14 protein-coding genes are annotated in these 13,511 nt (G+C 60.6%); 3 read left to right on the top strand and 11 right to left on the bottom strand.

The window, feature by feature from the left end; genetic code table 11:
* The first annotated feature begins 240 nt into the window (after positions 1 to 240).
* Complete coding sequence (locus NUX24_RS15945; protein ID WP_029740750.1) at positions 241 to 972, top strand: response regulator; 732 nt, start codon at positions 241 to 243, stop codon at positions 970 to 972.
* Here NUX24_RS15945 and NUX24_RS15940 read toward each other — a convergent pair.
* From NUX24_RS15940 to NUX24_RS15915, 6 genes are read right to left on the bottom strand one after another with little or no spacing between them, the layout of a single operon-like run.
* On the bottom strand, positions 969 to 1,973 hold the full coding sequence (locus NUX24_RS15940; RefSeq protein ID WP_257832752.1) for a carbohydrate kinase family protein: 1,005 nt from the start codon (positions 1,971 to 1,973) through the stop codon (positions 969 to 971). The two genes, NUX24_RS15945 and NUX24_RS15940, sit on opposite strands and share 4 nt — an antisense overlap.
* Positions 1,973 to 2,833: a ketose 1,6-bisphosphate aldolase gene (locus NUX24_RS15935; protein ID WP_257832858.1), complete on the bottom strand. Its 861-nt coding sequence runs from the start codon at positions 2,831 to 2,833 to the stop codon at positions 1,973 to 1,975. The genes NUX24_RS15940 and NUX24_RS15935 overlap by 1 nt, the downstream gene beginning before the upstream one ends.
* 10 nt (positions 2,834 to 2,843) lie before the next feature.
* Positions 2,844 to 3,530 carry a D-lyxose/D-mannose family sugar isomerase gene (locus NUX24_RS15930; RefSeq protein ID WP_257832750.1) on the bottom strand — a complete coding sequence of 229 codons (687 nt, stop codon included), beginning with the start codon at positions 3,528 to 3,530 and terminating at the stop codon, positions 2,844 to 2,846.
* A gap of 49 nt (positions 3,531 to 3,579) precedes the next feature.
* Entirely contained in the window at positions 3,580 to 4,521 is a 942-nt protein-coding gene (locus tag NUX24_RS15925) for an ABC transporter substrate-binding protein (protein WP_021242935.1), read from the bottom strand.
* A gap of 32 nt (positions 4,522 to 4,553) precedes the next feature.
* Positions 4,554 to 5,549: a ribose ABC transporter permease gene (locus NUX24_RS15920; protein WP_023310077.1), complete on the bottom strand. Its 996-nt coding sequence runs from the start codon at positions 5,547 to 5,549 to the stop codon at positions 4,554 to 4,556.
* Positions 5,546 to 7,066, bottom strand: coding sequence for a sugar ABC transporter ATP-binding protein (locus NUX24_RS15915; protein ID WP_047653081.1), 1,521 nt, complete (start codon positions 7,064 to 7,066; stop codon positions 5,546 to 5,548). The genes NUX24_RS15920 and NUX24_RS15915 overlap by 4 nt, the downstream gene beginning before the upstream one ends.
* 169 nt (positions 7,067 to 7,235) lie before the next feature.
* On the opposite strand from NUX24_RS15915, the gene NUX24_RS15910 reads away from it, so the two are divergent.
* Both NUX24_RS15910 and yjdP read left to right on the top strand, forming a co-directional pair.
* Positions 7,236 to 9,518, top strand: coding sequence for an ATP-binding protein (locus NUX24_RS15910; protein ID WP_257832746.1), 2,283 nt, complete (start codon positions 7,236 to 7,238; stop codon positions 9,516 to 9,518).
* Between the two features lie 69 nt (positions 9,519 to 9,587).
* Positions 9,588 to 9,911 carry a DDRRRQL repeat protein YjdP gene (gene yjdP / locus NUX24_RS15905; RefSeq protein ID WP_039262386.1) on the top strand — a complete coding sequence of 108 codons (324 nt, stop codon included), beginning with the start codon at positions 9,588 to 9,590 and terminating at the stop codon, positions 9,909 to 9,911.
* 40 nt (positions 9,912 to 9,951) lie between these two features.
* On the opposite strand, the gene phnP is transcribed toward yjdP, so the two are convergent.
* From phnP to phnL, 5 genes are read right to left on the bottom strand one after another with little or no spacing between them, the layout of a single operon-like run.
* Positions 9,952 to 10,710: a phosphonate metabolism protein PhnP gene (gene phnP, locus NUX24_RS15900; RefSeq protein ID WP_257832743.1), complete on the bottom strand. Its 759-nt coding sequence runs from the start codon at positions 10,708 to 10,710 to the stop codon at positions 9,952 to 9,954.
* 9 nt (positions 10,711 to 10,719) lie between these two features.
* The gene (phnO, locus tag NUX24_RS15895) at positions 10,720 to 11,154 is read right to left on the bottom strand and encodes an aminoalkylphosphonate N-acetyltransferase (RefSeq protein ID WP_257832741.1); all 435 of its coding nucleotides are present in this window, start codon (positions 11,152 to 11,154) and stop codon (positions 10,720 to 10,722) included.
* Positions 11,147 to 11,698 carry a ribose 1,5-bisphosphokinase gene (phnN, locus tag NUX24_RS15890; protein ID WP_257832856.1) on the bottom strand — a complete coding sequence of 184 codons (552 nt, stop codon included), beginning with the start codon at positions 11,696 to 11,698 and terminating at the stop codon, positions 11,147 to 11,149. Before phnN ends, phnO begins: the two co-directional genes overlap by 8 nt.
* The gene (phnM, locus tag NUX24_RS15885; RefSeq protein ID WP_257832739.1) at positions 11,695 to 12,831 is read right to left on the bottom strand and encodes an alpha-D-ribose 1-methylphosphonate 5-triphosphate diphosphatase; all 1,137 of its coding nucleotides are present in this window, start codon (positions 12,829 to 12,831) and stop codon (positions 11,695 to 11,697) included. Before phnM ends, phnN begins: the two co-directional genes overlap by 4 nt.
* Complete coding sequence (gene phnL / locus NUX24_RS15880) at positions 12,828 to 13,508, bottom strand: phosphonate C-P lyase system protein PhnL (RefSeq protein WP_257832737.1); 681 nt, start codon at positions 13,506 to 13,508, stop codon at positions 12,828 to 12,830. The genes phnM and phnL overlap by 4 nt, the downstream gene beginning before the upstream one ends.
* Positions 13,509 to 13,511 lie beyond the last annotated feature (3 nt).

Raw genomic sequence — 13,511 nt, 5'->3', positions numbered from 1 at the left:
AATCGAATCTTCGCACCCACTATGCAGCTTCTATGCCATGTTTTTTGTATGGGTATACCCTGACTTTACGGTCCCTTCGCGGTGAAAACCCTGACAAAAAGCAGTCAATCGTCAAAATTGACGTGTCGACAGGGCGGCGGATGTGACATGGGTTGAATTTCCTTCACTGAAAAAACCATTTGACTGGAGCCGACGGCAGAATGGTTCAGACTTAACATAATCCCCTGACGGAAGCATAAGATGAAACCGGCGATCCTGGTGGTTGATGACGATACGGCAGTCTGCGAACTGCTTCAGGACGTGCTGAGCGAGCACGTCTTTAGCGTGCTTGTCTGCCATAACGGCCAGGATGCACTGCGGCAGGTACAGCAGGAGCCGAATATTGCGCTAGTGCTGTTGGATATGATGCTGCCGGATATCAACGGCTTACAGGTTTTGCTGCAGCTGCAAAAGCAGCGCCCGGCGCTACCGGTGATCATGTTAACCGGGCTGGGCAGTGAGTCAGACGTGGTGGTGGGGCTGGAGATGGGGGCCGATGATTATATTGGCAAACCGTTCAACCCGCGCGTGGTGGTCGCCCGCGTTAAAGCGGTATTGCGCCGTACAGGCGTGCTGGCTGCGGAAGTCCCTGCAGCGCCCGTAGCGGGCATTGCTTTTAACGGATGGACGCTCGATACCACCCGCTGTGAGCTGAGCGATCCGCAGCGTAACCCTGTCCCCTTAACCCAGGGCGAGTACGGCCTGCTGCTGGCGCTTACGCAAAATGCCCGTCGGGTGCTGAGTCGTGACCGGCTGCTTGAGCTGACCCACAGCGAAAGCGCCGACGTGTTCGACCGCACGATTGACGTGTTGATCATGCGCCTGCGCCGGAAGATTGAGGCCAACCCGCATCAGCCTGCGCTCATCAAAACTATCCGCGGGCTGGGCTATGTGTTTGCCACCGATGTTTCCCATAGCGAGAAAGCGGCCTAGGTATTCTCTTTGATAAATAGCTGCAGCTCGGCCAGCGTTTTCGCGCCGTCAATCGCGTTGGCCGCCAGCAGGCTGGCCCGCGCGCAGGCGTGTGCCAGATAAATGCTCTCCGTGAGCGGGAGCGATTCGTGGCAGCCGTATAAAAACCCCGCGCAAAACGCATCGCCCGCACCGACGCTGCCGACAATCTCTTTCTGCTCCAGTAGCCATGAGGGGATCCAGCGGCCTTGCTCACCCGGCGCTTCGCCCCATGCGCCTTCCGGACAGTGGATCACCACCCGCTGACGCACGCCTGCCGCCAGCAGCTGCGTCGCGGCATCGGCGATATGGGCGATATTCAGCGCATCGTCGGCGTCGCGCATCTCCAGTCCGCTAAACTCCCCGGCTTCCAGCTCGTTAATCACCAGATAATCAAGGTGGCGCAGGGCAGGGAGCACCAGCGGCTGATAGCGCGGGTCGCCCTTGCGGGACACCAGATCGAGCGACGTTTCATACCCCTGGTCGCACATCTGCGCCAGCAGCCGCGCGCTGCGGGTACCAAACTCGTCATCGGGCATATCCAGGCTGTCGAGCAGCAGCAGGTAGCCGAGATGGAAGATCTTCATCGATCCGTCTAAGCGATCGAAGGCGGGAAGATCCAGCAGACGGTTGGCGCCCGGCGAGTGGAAAAAGGTGCGTTGTCCGCTGGGATCGGTCATTACCTGCGACATGGAGGTCGGTGCAAAGGTGGTGCGCTGGACGCGCTGACGGTTGACGTGGTACTGGTCGAGCATCGCCAGAATGTAATCCCCGTCGCCGTCTTCGCCAATCAGCCCCACCGCCTGCAGCGGCAGGCCAACGTGCATTTTTGCCAGCGTCAGCAGCACGTTGAGCGGCGCGCCGCCGGTTGAGCGTTCGCTGTGGGTGATTTCCGCCAGCCAGCCGCGCTCCGGCCACTGCACGATCTGGTGGACGTGATCCACCAGCATGTTGCCTGCGGCAATGATCCCTTTACGTTCCATCAGGCTTTCCCCGCGCTGCCGAAGATGCGCATCTGTTCGGCGACCGTATCGGCAATCGCCTCTTCTATCCCCAACAGCAGTTCGGCAAATTCATCATACAGCGGCTGGCGGTTCGCCATGCGCTGCTCAACGGCGGCGAGTGCGGCCTGCGACATGCCGGTGTAGAAGTTGATTTTATTTATGCCGAGCTCGATAGCGCGGCGGAAGTCAGCATCGCTAATCCCGGAGCCGCCGTGTAAAACCAGCGGCAGCCCCGTCTGCTGGCGAATGGCGTCCAGGCGTGGGAAATCGAGCTTTGGCTCGCCCTTGTATTTGCCGTGCGCGTTGCCGATGGCAACCGCCAGCGCGTCAATGCCGGTTGAATCGACAAACTCACGCGCCAGCTGCGGGTCGGTAAAGAACGCTTCATCCGCATGACCGTACAGCGCGCCGCCTTCATCGCCACCGACCGCGCCCAGCTCCGCCTCCACCGACACGCCGACCGCGTGGCACATCTTCACCACCTCCCGCGTCTGGCGAATGTTCTCCTCATAGCTCAGCGTAGAGCCGTCGAACATTACCGAGCTGAACCCTAAGCGCAGGGCGCGCACCACCGCCTCGAAATGCAGGCCGTGGTCGAGATTGAGCACCACGGGAATATCGTGACGGGCGGCCTCGAACTTCACCGCTTCGACAAGCGAATCCAGAGACACGTACTTAAAGTGTACTTCGGCGATGTTGATGATAAACGGCGAGCGTTCCTGCTTTGCGGCGGCGAACAGCGCGCGCAGGAAGTGGGAGTCGAGCACGTTAAACGCGCCCAGCGCGTAGCGATGCGCCCTGGCGTGCTCCAGACCGTCGGCAAGAGAGATCAATGGCATCATTTACTCCTTATATCCGAAACAGGTTGTACTCGTTGCACAGCACCAGCAGCGCCGGTTCGTCTTCTTCGATGTTGTTATAGCGGGCAACGGGCTGCAAAAAGTGGTTATCGTGCTCGTCGTCGTTTACCGATGACACCTCCCCAACCAGCACGTCGCCGAAGCCGCGTTCGCCCCAGAAGCCGTGGTACAGAGTGGGTGTCAGACAGATGCTTTCCCCTGGCATGAGGCGCAGCTGGCTGCCGGGCGCGTGGGTCTGACGACAGCCGTCGACGGTGACCGTCACGTCGGTGTTCTCCGTCTCTTCATGCGCCCCGGCATTCCATAACTCAATAATCAGATTCCCGCCGCCCCGGTTGATGATGTCTTCCCGCTTGCGCCAGTGAAAATGCATCGGCGTCACCTGGCCGTCGCGCACGTGCATAATTTTTTCGGCATAGCACTTTTCATAAGGCACGCCGTTGGGCGAGCCGTTGCGCAGGGTAAACAGCGTCAGGCCCTCAGCGGCAAAGCTGTTGCCGCCGAACGCCGTCACGTCCCAGCCGAGCTTGAGGTCGAACACTTCCTGCCATGCTGCCTGGTCAAGCTGCTGCCATTTTGTGGGCGGGAAGCTGGCAAACGGCGGGAGATGCACGTCGTGCATGGAAAAGAACTGTCGCGTGTGGCCGAGAATTTCATTGATGTCGGAGCGTTTCATGGGGACTCCTTGAAAACAGTTCCCTCTCCCTGCGGGAGAGGGAAAAGGATCATTTAACCGTCCAGCCCTTATACGTGCCGACGTTCTTTTTATCGATCATCGTCACCGGGATCAGCACGGGCGCTTTCGGCGCAGGTTTGCCCTGTAGAATGTCATAGCCGATCTCCACCGCTTTTGCCGCCATGACCTGCGGATCCTGCGCTGGGGTCGCGACAAACAGCGAGTTTTCGCGCTTCAGCGCTTCCTCGCCGTCCGGGCTGCCATCCACGCCGACGATAAAGAACTCGTTGCGCTGAGCCTGCTTCGCGGCCAGATCGGCGCCGATCGCGGTCGGATCGTTAATCGCAAACACGCCGTCGATCTTCGGATTGGCCGCCAGCAGGGAGGTCATGACTTCCAGACCGCCTTCACGACTGCCCTTGGCGTTCTGGTTATCCGAGAGCACCTTGATATCCGGATGTTTTTTGAATTCCGTCTGACAGCCTTCCACGCGGTTTTGCACCGCAGAGACCGGCGGTCCGTTGATGATCACCACGTTGCCTTTGCCTTTCAGGCGATCGGTAATGTACTTACAGGCCATTTCGCCCGCCTGGGTGTTATCGGAGGTGATGGTGGCATCAGCGCCTTCCGCCGCCACGTCAACCGCAACGACCACGATCCCGGCGTCCTTCGCGCGCTTCACCGCCGGGCCGATCCCTTTGGAATCCGCAGCGTTGAGGATGATCATGTCCACCTTCGCGGCGATGAAGTTATCGATCTGCGCCACCTGCTGGCCCAGATCGTAACCGCTGGAGACCAGCGTCACCTTGACGTTATCGCCAGCCAGCTTGCGCGCTTCCAGCTCGGCACCTTTGGTGATCTGCACGAAGAACGGGTTGGCCAGGTCGCCCACCGTCACGCCGATGGACTTCAGATCTTTTGCCTGCGCAAACGGCGTTGCGGCAAGCAGTGCGCCAGCACAGAGCGCGGTCACTAACGGTTTCAAACGCATAGGGTTTTCCTCGAAGCTGTAGGGTTTTGTTGTTATGCACTTTGATGGTGTCGGGTACGGTATTTGTCGATCAGCACCGCTATGATGATCACCGCCCCTTTGATCACCAGCTGCCAGAAGTAGGAGACGCCCATCAGCGTCATGCCGTTGTTGAGGGTGGCGATGATCAGCGCGCCAACCAGCGTGCCGGTGATCGTGCCGATCCCGCCGACGAAGCTGGTGCCGCCGAGGATCACCGCCGCAATCGCATCCAGCTCGTAACCCGTGCCGAGGTTGCCGTTGGCGCTGTAGAGGCGCGAGGCGCTCATCACTCCGCCAAGCCCGGAGAGCAGGCCGCTCATGCCGTACACGAACAGCAGCACCAGCCAGACCTTGATGCCGGTCAGTCGCGCCGCCTGCATGTTGCCGCCCACCGCATAGATATGCACGCCGAGCGTGGTGCGGCGCAGGATGAACCAGCACACCGCAATCACCGCGAGGGCGATCACCACCAGCCACGGGATCGGGCCGAGGTAGTTATTGCCGATCCACTCGAAGCTGATGTTGGAGTTAATGACCGTCGTGCCGTCCGCCAGCAGATAGGCCGCGCCGCGCAGCGCCGTATAGGTCCCGAGCGTCACGATGAAGGGCGGCAGCCCGGCAAAGGCCACCAGCGCGCCGTTGAACAGTCCCAGCACCATGCCGAGCATCAGCGCGGCCGGAATGGAGAGCATGGCAAATTCAGGGATAAGCGAGACCACCATCGCCGCTACCGCCGTGGTGCCCAGAATCGAGCCCACGGAGAGGTCAATCCCGCCGGTCAGGATGATGAAGGTCATTCCCGCCGCCAGCACGATGTTGATCGACGCCTGACGGGTGATGTTGAGCAGGTTGCTCTCGGTGAAGAAGTTCGGGGCGATAAAGCCAAATACCGCCACAATCAGGATAAGAATCGGCAGGATGCCGACCGTTTGCATCAGATCGCTCATCAGCATTTTTTTGGCGGAGGCTGATTTCGCCACCTGCTGCGGATGGGTTGGAGTTGTCATGATTGCACCGCCTGATGATGAGTGTCGTTCACGCCGGTTGCCAGCGTCATAATGTTTTCCTGAGAGATGTCGCGCCCGTGGAGTTCACCCGCAATACTGCCTTCCCGCATCACGTACACCCGGTCGCTCATGCCCACCACTTCCGGCAGTTCGCTGGAGATCATTAAAATCGCCACCCCTTTGCGCGCCATCTGGTTCATGATGCGGTAGATCTCGCTTTTCGCGCCGACGTCCACGCCGCGCGTGGGTTCGTCCAGAATCAGAATGCGTGGGCCAATCGCCACCCAGCGGGAGATGAGCAGCTTTTGCTGATTGCCGCCGGACAGCCCGCCCGCGCGCACCTGCGAATGGGGCACGCGGATGTTGAGCAGGGCGATGGCGTCATCGGAAATCGACTGGGCTTTTTTGCGGTTTAACATACCGAAGGTCGCGTCGCGCTCCAGCGTCGCCATGGTGATGTTCTCCTGCGCCGCCAGCTCCAGAAATAGCCCCTGCTCCTTGCGGTTCTCGGTGAGAAAACCGATGCCGTTTTCGATGGCCGCACGCGGAGAGTGGATCACCACCGGCTCGCCGTCGACCTCAATCATGCCGCCGGTGGCCTTACGCACGCCGAAGATAAGCTGCGCCAGCTCGGAGCGTCCGGCCCCGACCAGGCCCGCCAGCCCGACGATTTCACCGGAACGCACCTGCAGGCTGCACGGCTGTACTTTTTTACCGTCGGTGAGGTGGTGGACGTTGAGGCGCGGGCTGCCGAGAGGAATATCACGCTCCTTGTTGAACAGGTCGCTTAGCGGGCGGCCCACCATCATGCGCACCAGCTCGGAGGCATTTAGCTTGTCGCGCGTCAGGCTGCCGACGTACTGACCGTCGCGCAGAACGCTGACGCGGTCAGAGAGTTCATACACTTCCGCCATCCGGTGGCTGATATAGATGATTGCCATCCCTTCATCACGCAGGCGCAAAATCAGTTCAAACAGGCGATGCGTTTCCCGCGAGGAGAGGGCGGCGGTGGGTTCATCCATCACCAGAATGCGGCTGTTGCGGTGCAGCGCGCGGGCAATTTCCACCTGCTGCTGCTCGGCGATGGTCAGCTTCATCACCAAGTCGGTGGCGCTGAACTGTGCGCCGAGGCGGTCAATCACCGCCTGCGCCTGGGCAGCCATCTCTTTGCGCTGTACCATCCCACCGCGCGACAGCTCGCTGCCAAGAAAGATATTTTCGGCAACGGTCAGGTTGGGCGCGAGCTGCATCTCCTGATAAATCAAGGTAATGCCTGCGGCCAGCGCATCTTTCGGCCCTTTAATGTGAAACGGCTGGCCGTCGATCAGGATCTCGCCGCTGGTGGCGGTATAGGCTCCCGCGAGGATTTTCATCAGCGTGCTTTTCCCCGCGCCGTTTTCCCCCATCAGCGCGTGGATCTCTCCGGGAAAGACCGTCAAATCTACACCCTTGAGCGCGTGGAAACTGCCAAACGTTTTGGCAATGCTGCGCATCTCTAATACCGGGGTTCTGCTCATGGCGGATCTCCTGCGAATGCCGATATCTGCACTTCATCACAGGTGCGTAAATGCAAAATGTCAGAAGCTGTTCATATTTGTCATAGTTATGAATAGCTAATCGCCATCACATTTTCCTTTTCCCTCTCCCGGTGGGTGAGGGCGCCAAACCGCACAGGAGCCCAAACCCATGCCATCACGCCGTCCGCCCTTTTTCGCCAGCGCCCGAGGCCGCCTGCTGATTTTTAATCTGCTGGTGGTCGCCGTGACGCTGATGGTGAGCGGCGTGGCGGTGCTCGGCTTTCGTCACGCCAGCCAAATCCAGGAGCAGGTTCAGCAGCAAACGCTGGATGACATGACCGGCAGCATGAACCTGGCCCGCGATACCGCCAACGTGGCGACGGCGGCGGTGCGGCTTTCGCAGGTCGTCGGGGCGCTGGAGTACAAAGGCGAAGCCGAGCGCCTGAAGCAGACGCAAATGGCGCTGCGCCGCTCGCTGGAACAGCTTGCGGATGCGCCGCTGGCGCAGCAGGAGCCGGCACTGGTGGCGCGCATTATTCAACGAAGCAATGAGCTACAGCAGAGCGTGACGGAGATGCTTGAGCGCGGCCAGCGGCGCCATCTGGAGCGTAACGCGCTGCTGAGTTCGCTGTATCAAAGTCAGAGCTACCTGCGTCATCTTCAGGACATCAACCGCCGTTACGACAGCAACGTGCCGGATGCGCAGCAGCTGATGGAGATGGACCGGCTGATCGCCGCCGCCATCGACACGCCTTCGCCGCGCGCGACCGTTCAGCAGCTGGACGCCGTGGCCGCTGCGCTGCCCCGGAGTGCCGTACAGCCGGTCGTGAAGGGGGTTCTGCCTGATTTTAATGCCGAGTTAGGCAAGCTCGCCCCGCTGTCGAAGCAGCTGGAAGAGAGCGATCTGGCGATAAGCTGGTATATGTTCCACATCAAGGCGCTGGTGGCGATCCTCAACAGCGACATTAATCAGTACGTCGGGCAAGTGGCGCAGGCCTCCCGGCTTCGTACGGCCCAGAGCCATCACGAGCTGCAGTCCATCAGCGTGTTTATCAGCATCTTCGCCGTGCTGGCGCTGATCATTACCGGGTGCGCCTGCTGGTATATCTACCGCAATCTGGCCTCTAACCTGACGGCGATTTCCCGGGCGATGTCGCGTCTTGCTCACGGCGAACAGGATGTCTCCGTTCCCGCCCTCCAGCGGCGAGATGAGCTGGGCGAGCTGGCGCGCGCGTTTAACGTTTTTGCCCGCAATACCGCCTCGCTTGAGCACACCACGCGCCTGCTGAAAGAGAAAACCACGCAGATGGAGATCGACCGCGTTGAGCGTCAGGGGCTGGAAGAGGCGCTGCTGCACAGCCAGAAGATGAAGGCGGTCGGACAGCTGACCGGCGGGCTGGCGCATGATTTTAACAACCTGCTGGCGGTGATCATCGGCAGCCTTGAGCTCACCGACCCCGAATCAAAAGACGCGCCGCGCATTAGCCGGGCGCTGAAGGCGGCCGAGCGCGGCGCCTTACTGACGCAGCGCCTGCTGGCGTTTTCCCGCAAGCAATCCCTGACGCCGCATGCGGTAGAGATGCTGCCGCTGCTGGAGAACCTCCGGGAACTGCTGCGACACTCCCTGCCTGCCACCCTGACCCTGGAGATTGAAGCGCAAACCCCGGCGTGGCCCGCGTGGATTGACGTTAGCCAGCTGGAAAATGCCATCATCAACCTGGTAATGAACGCGCGCGATGCGATGGAAGGGCAAAGCGGGGTGATTAAAATCCGGACCTGGAATCAGCGCGTCACCCGCAGCGACGGGCGCAGGCAGGATATGGTGGCGCTGGAGGTGATTGACCGCGGCAGCGGCATGTCGCAGGAGGTGAAATCCCGGGTCTTTGAACCGTTCTTCACCACCAAGCAGACCGGAAGCGGGAGCGGGTTAGGCCTGTCGATGGTCTACGGCTTTGTCCGCCAGTCCGGTGGCCGCGTGGAAATTGAAAGCGCGCCGGGGCAGGGAACGACCGTCCGGCTTCACCTCCCGCGCTCGGTGCTGCCTGCTGCAGCAGACGATGAAGCGCTGTCAGCCACCGCCTCCGTCGATAGCGAGCGGCTGGTGCTGGTGCTGGAAGATGAGGCCGATGTTCGGCAAACCCTGTGCGAGCAGCTGCATCAACTCGGCTACCTGACGCTGGAAGCGGACAACGGCGAGCAGGCGCTGAATATGCTGGAGGCTTCACCGGATATTGGCATGTTTATCAGCGACCTGATGCTGCCCGGCAGCCTCAGCGGCGCCGAGGTGATTAACCATGTGCGCAGCCATTACCCGCTGCTTCCTGTACTGCTGATCAGCGGCCAGGATCTACGGCCCGCGCATAACCCGCAGCTGCCGGACGTTCAGCTACTGCGTAAGCCGTTTACGCGGGTGCAGCTGGCGCAGGCGCTGCGCAAGGTCATGGTAATTTGAGATTCCTCCGCTACCCCGGCTTCCCGCCGTTCATTATCGTAAGGCCAGTTCACCTGCGAGTCTGGCCTTATGAAACGTTACTCAACTGCTCTGTTATTCGGTCTGCTGTCACTCACCAGCCAACTGGCTCATGCCGATATTGTTGATGATGCTATTGGCAACATTCAGCAGGCGATCAACGATGCCTATAACCCCGGCAGCAGCCGCAGCAATGACGACGACGATCGTTACGATCGCAGCCGTCAAATCGACAGCCGACAGTACGACGATCGTCGTCGGCAGCTCGAAGACCGACGCCGCCGTCTGGACGAGCGCCAGCGACAGCTGGATGATGACAGACGTCGTCTGGAAGAGGATGAGCGCAGGTTAGAAGACGATTACGATCGAGGCTAAGTGCGGCCTGTTGCCCTCTCCCACGGGAGAGGGAGAAAACCTAATCCAGCACCAGCACCATCCCGTCATAGCCCGCTTCTATGCCCTGCGGCAGCGGGTTATCCATCATCCACACGTCAAACTGATGGCTGATGTGAGTCAGGATCACCTGCGGGCAACCAATCGCCTCGTTTAACGCAATCACGGTATTTAAGTCGCAATGGTTTCGCGGCGTTTCCTCGCGCGGTTCATGGCTGCAGTCGATAATTATTGCCTGCGGCTGGTTATTGAGCAGGAACTTCACCGTTTTTTCCGGCAGTCCGGCGGTGTCGGAGAGCCAGGCCACCCGGCTGTGGGCCGACTCCAGCAAATACCCGAAGGTCAGTTTCGAATGGTTGAGCGGCAGCGGCGTGACCCGTAAACCCTGAAGCTCAAACATCACAAACCGTTCGACCGTGTGGCTGAAATCCAGAATGCCGGGGTGTTTAAACAGGTCGTCGCATCCCGCTTCGTCCGGCGGACCGTAAACCGGAATCGTCGCCCCCACGCCCCAGCGCAGGGGGAACAGCCCCTGAACATGATCCATATGGTAATGGGTGAGCAAAAACTGCTGGAAGCTGCCCGCCGGCCAGTCGTCCATCAGGTGCGGAATACCCGCGTCCAGCAGGGTCACCGCATCGTTGAATTTCACCACCGCGCTGCACGGGCGACGGCGATAGTTATCCTGCAGGCGCGCCCGGCGACACGCCGCACAGTCGCAGCCAAAGACCGGCACCAGCTGGGCGCCACCCGTTCCCGTCAACGTGATGGTCAGACTCATAGCGCACCTCTACAGCGGTTTGGTGAATCGGAAATGGCTCTGCGTGTATCCTTCACGAACGTAAAAACGATGGGCGTCCACGCGCTTCACGCTGGTGGAAAGTTCGGTCAGCTCCGCGCCGGCCTGTCGCGCTACCTCTTCCGCCCAGGCCAGCAGCTGACTTCCGACCTTTAACCCACGCGCCTGCGGCATTACGACCAGCTCCTGGATCTCGCCGATCCAGCGCGCGTGGTGCAGGTGAAACTGCATGTGCAGACCGATCATGCCGATGACCTGTCCCTCTCTCTCCGCAAGCTGGTAGCGCATGTTGCGATCCTGCAGATTGGCAAGAAACCCGGCGTGGAACGCCTGATGATCGAACTCTGCCTGCTTCAGTTCGCAGATCAGGGCATAGACAATCTGCGCATCGTCGGCGGTGGCGGGGCGAAGCTGGCAGTCAGGCATGCTGTTTCTCCTTCTGGCGGATAAGCGATAAAAAGGTATCGACTGACTGTAGCAAACTTCCGTCGTTATTGAGGATGTGGCAGTCCGACGGGGCATAGCGGGCCGCACGCTCAAGCCGCTGATCGATCTCACGGGCTGATTCACGCCCCCGACTCTGCAACCGGCTGCGCAGAACGTCCGGCGAAACCTGCAGGCAGACCGGCAGCAGGGCCGCCTCATAGCGGGCGCGCGCTTGTGGCAGATGCGCGCGCGAGCCGTTAACCAGCACGTCGAAGCCCGCGTGCAGCCAGAGGTCGATTTCGATGCCCATGCCATAGTAAAAGCCGTTGGCGTGCCAGCTCAGCGCCAGCAGGTTTTGCCCGGCACGGATGAAAAATTCCTGCTCGCTCAGGGCGATATGGTTTTCACTCCCGGCATTGGCCGCGCGGGTAATATAGCGGTGCGCGACCAGCAGCTGCGGATGTTCCCGCTGCCGTAAGGCGGACAGCAGGCTGTCCTTACCGGAGCCGGAGGGCCCCATTAACCAGATGAGCCTTCCCATCAGAACACCCTTTTTCCCTGCCGCCAGACGTGGTCGATATGAACGTGTTCGCCCTTGCGGTGGGCAAGCACCAGATCCGCGCGTTTACCCTCGGCGATTTCCCCGCGATCCTGAAGATTAAGCGCCGAGGCCGGGTTTTTCGTCACCAGGCGAATCGCCTGCGGCAGCGTAAAGCTATTGCCCTCGTCGTCGGCCACCCGGAACGCCGCATCCAGCAGGCTGGCGGGGTAGTAGTCGGATGAGAGGATATCCAGCAGACCAAGGGAGGCAAGCCTGCTTGCCGCGACGTTGCCGGAGTGCGATCCGCCGCGCACGATGTTTGGTGCGCCCATCAGCACGTTCATGCCGTGCCTGCGGGAGGCTTCAGCTGCTTCAAACGTGGTGGGAAATTCGGCGATCACGCTGCCAAGCTGGTGGGATTCGCGCACGTGATCGCGCGTGGCGTCGTCATGACTGGCCAGGACGATGTTGCGGTCCCGACACATTGCGGCAATCCTGAGACGGTTCGGCTGCGACCACTGCGCGGCAAGCGCCAGCTGTTCTTCTTCATAACGGGCCATCTCCGCATCGCTGAGAGAATATTTGCCCTGATAGTATTCGCGATACTTTTCAATGTTAGCGAACTGGCGCTGCCCCGGCGAGTGGTCCATCAGGGAGACCAGCGAGACCGGCTCGCGTCCGACCAGCTTTTCAAACAGCGGCAGGGTGGTGTGGTGCGGCAGCTCGCAGCGCAGGTGCAGACGGTGCTCGGCACGGTTGAGGCCGCGTTTTTGCGTCTCCTCCACGGCGTTGATCATCTTCTCCAGATTCTCCAGGCGATCGCCACCGTCGCGCACGTCGCCAATCGCCACCGCGTCCAGCACGGTGGTGATGCCGCTGGCGACCATCAGCGCGTCGTGGCTGCTCATCGCCGAATGGGCGGGCCAGTCGACCTTCGGGCGCGGGGTGAAGAATTTGTCCAGATTGTCGGTGTGCAGCTCAATCAGCCCCGGCAGCAGCCAGCCGCCTTCACCGTCCATTGCTTCAGGGGTACGGCTCTGGGTTTCGGCAAAGGCGCGAATAACGCCTTCATGGACTTCAACCGAGCCATCAACGACTTCATTTTCCAGCACAAGCCTGACGTTATTGATAATCATGCGTGGACCCCCATCGGGTGTAGTCTGTCCGCCACGCGGCTGCGTACGGCGTCGTCGTGGAAGATCCCGACGATCGCCGCGCCGCGCGCTTTGGCCTGTTCGATCAGCTCCACCACGGCCGCGCTATTTTTGTTGTCGAGCGAGGCGGTGGGTTCATCCAGAAGTAAAATCGGGTAGTCGACGATAAACCCGCGGGCGATATTGACGCGCTGCTGCTCGCCGCCGGAAAAGGTCGATGGGGCGAGGTGCCACAGGCGCTCCGGCACGTTGAGGTGCGTCAGCAGGCAGGCGGCTTTGGCGGCGCAGGCTTCACGCGGCACGCCGAGATCCAGCAGCGGCTGCATCACCACGTCCAGGGCGGAGATCCGCGGGATCACCCGCAGAAACTGGCTGACCCAGCCGATCGTCGTGCGGCGCACTTCCAGCACCTTACGCGCGGGGGCCTGCACCAGATCGACCCACTCATCGTTGTGGCGAATGTGAATGTGGCCTTCATCCGGCAGATAGTTGGCGTACAGGGAGCGCAGCAGGGTGGATTTTCCGCTGCCGGAATGGCCGTGCAGCACCACGCATTCGCCGCGATTAACCTCCAGAGAGGCGTTTTGCAGTACCGGCAGGCGCACGCCGTTTTGCTGGTGGAGCACAAAGGTCTTACTTACGTTTTGTACGTGGATCATGTT

Origin of the sequence: Enterobacter sp. HG048, from assembly GCF_024702055.1 — a bacterium.
GTDB classification, from domain to species: domain Bacteria; phylum Pseudomonadota; class Gammaproteobacteria; order Enterobacterales; family Enterobacteriaceae; genus Enterobacter; species Enterobacter dykesii.
Note: the sequence above shows the minus strand (reverse complement) of the source record. Positions and strands in the feature narration are given on the sequence as shown.

Excerpts from the sequence above, each read along its gene's own strand:
- NUX24_RS15945 (WP_029740750.1), top strand. The coding sequence starts at position 241 with ATGAAACCGGCGATCCTGGTGGTTGATGACGATACGGCAGTCTGCGAA.
- NUX24_RS15940 (WP_257832752.1), bottom strand. The coding sequence starts at position 1,973 with ATGGAACGTAAAGGGATCATTGCCGCAGGCAACATGCTGGTGGATCAC.
- NUX24_RS15935 (WP_257832858.1), bottom strand. The coding sequence starts at position 2,833 with ATGCCATTGATCTCTCTTGCCGACGGTCTGGAGCACGCCAGGGCGCAT.
- NUX24_RS15930 (WP_257832750.1), bottom strand. The coding sequence starts at position 3,530 with ATGAAACGCTCCGACATCAATGAAATTCTCGGCCACACGCGACAGTTC.
- NUX24_RS15925 (WP_021242935.1), bottom strand. The coding sequence starts at position 4,521 with ATGCGTTTGAAACCGTTAGTGACCGCGCTCTGTGCTGGCGCACTGCTT.
- NUX24_RS15920 (WP_023310077.1), bottom strand. The coding sequence starts at position 5,549 with ATGACAACTCCAACCCATCCGCAGCAGGTGGCGAAATCAGCCTCCGCC.
- NUX24_RS15915 (WP_047653081.1), bottom strand. The coding sequence starts at position 7,066 with ATGAGCAGAACCCCGGTATTAGAGATGCGCAGCATTGCCAAAACGTTT.
- NUX24_RS15910 (WP_257832746.1), top strand. The coding sequence starts at position 7,236 with ATGCCATCACGCCGTCCGCCCTTTTTCGCCAGCGCCCGAGGCCGCCTG.
- yjdP (WP_039262386.1), top strand. The coding sequence starts at position 9,588 with ATGAAACGTTACTCAACTGCTCTGTTATTCGGTCTGCTGTCACTCACC.
- phnP (WP_257832743.1), bottom strand. The coding sequence starts at position 10,710 with ATGAGTCTGACCATCACGTTGACGGGAACGGGTGGCGCCCAGCTGGTG.
- phnO (WP_257832741.1), bottom strand. The coding sequence starts at position 11,154 with ATGCCTGACTGCCAGCTTCGCCCCGCCACCGCCGACGATGCGCAGATT.
- phnM (WP_257832739.1), bottom strand. The coding sequence starts at position 12,831 with ATGATTATCAATAACGTCAGGCTTGTGCTGGAAAATGAAGTCGTTGAT.
- phnL (WP_257832737.1), bottom strand. The coding sequence starts at position 13,508 with ATGATCCACGTACAAAACGTAAGTAAGACCTTTGTGCTCCACCAGCAA.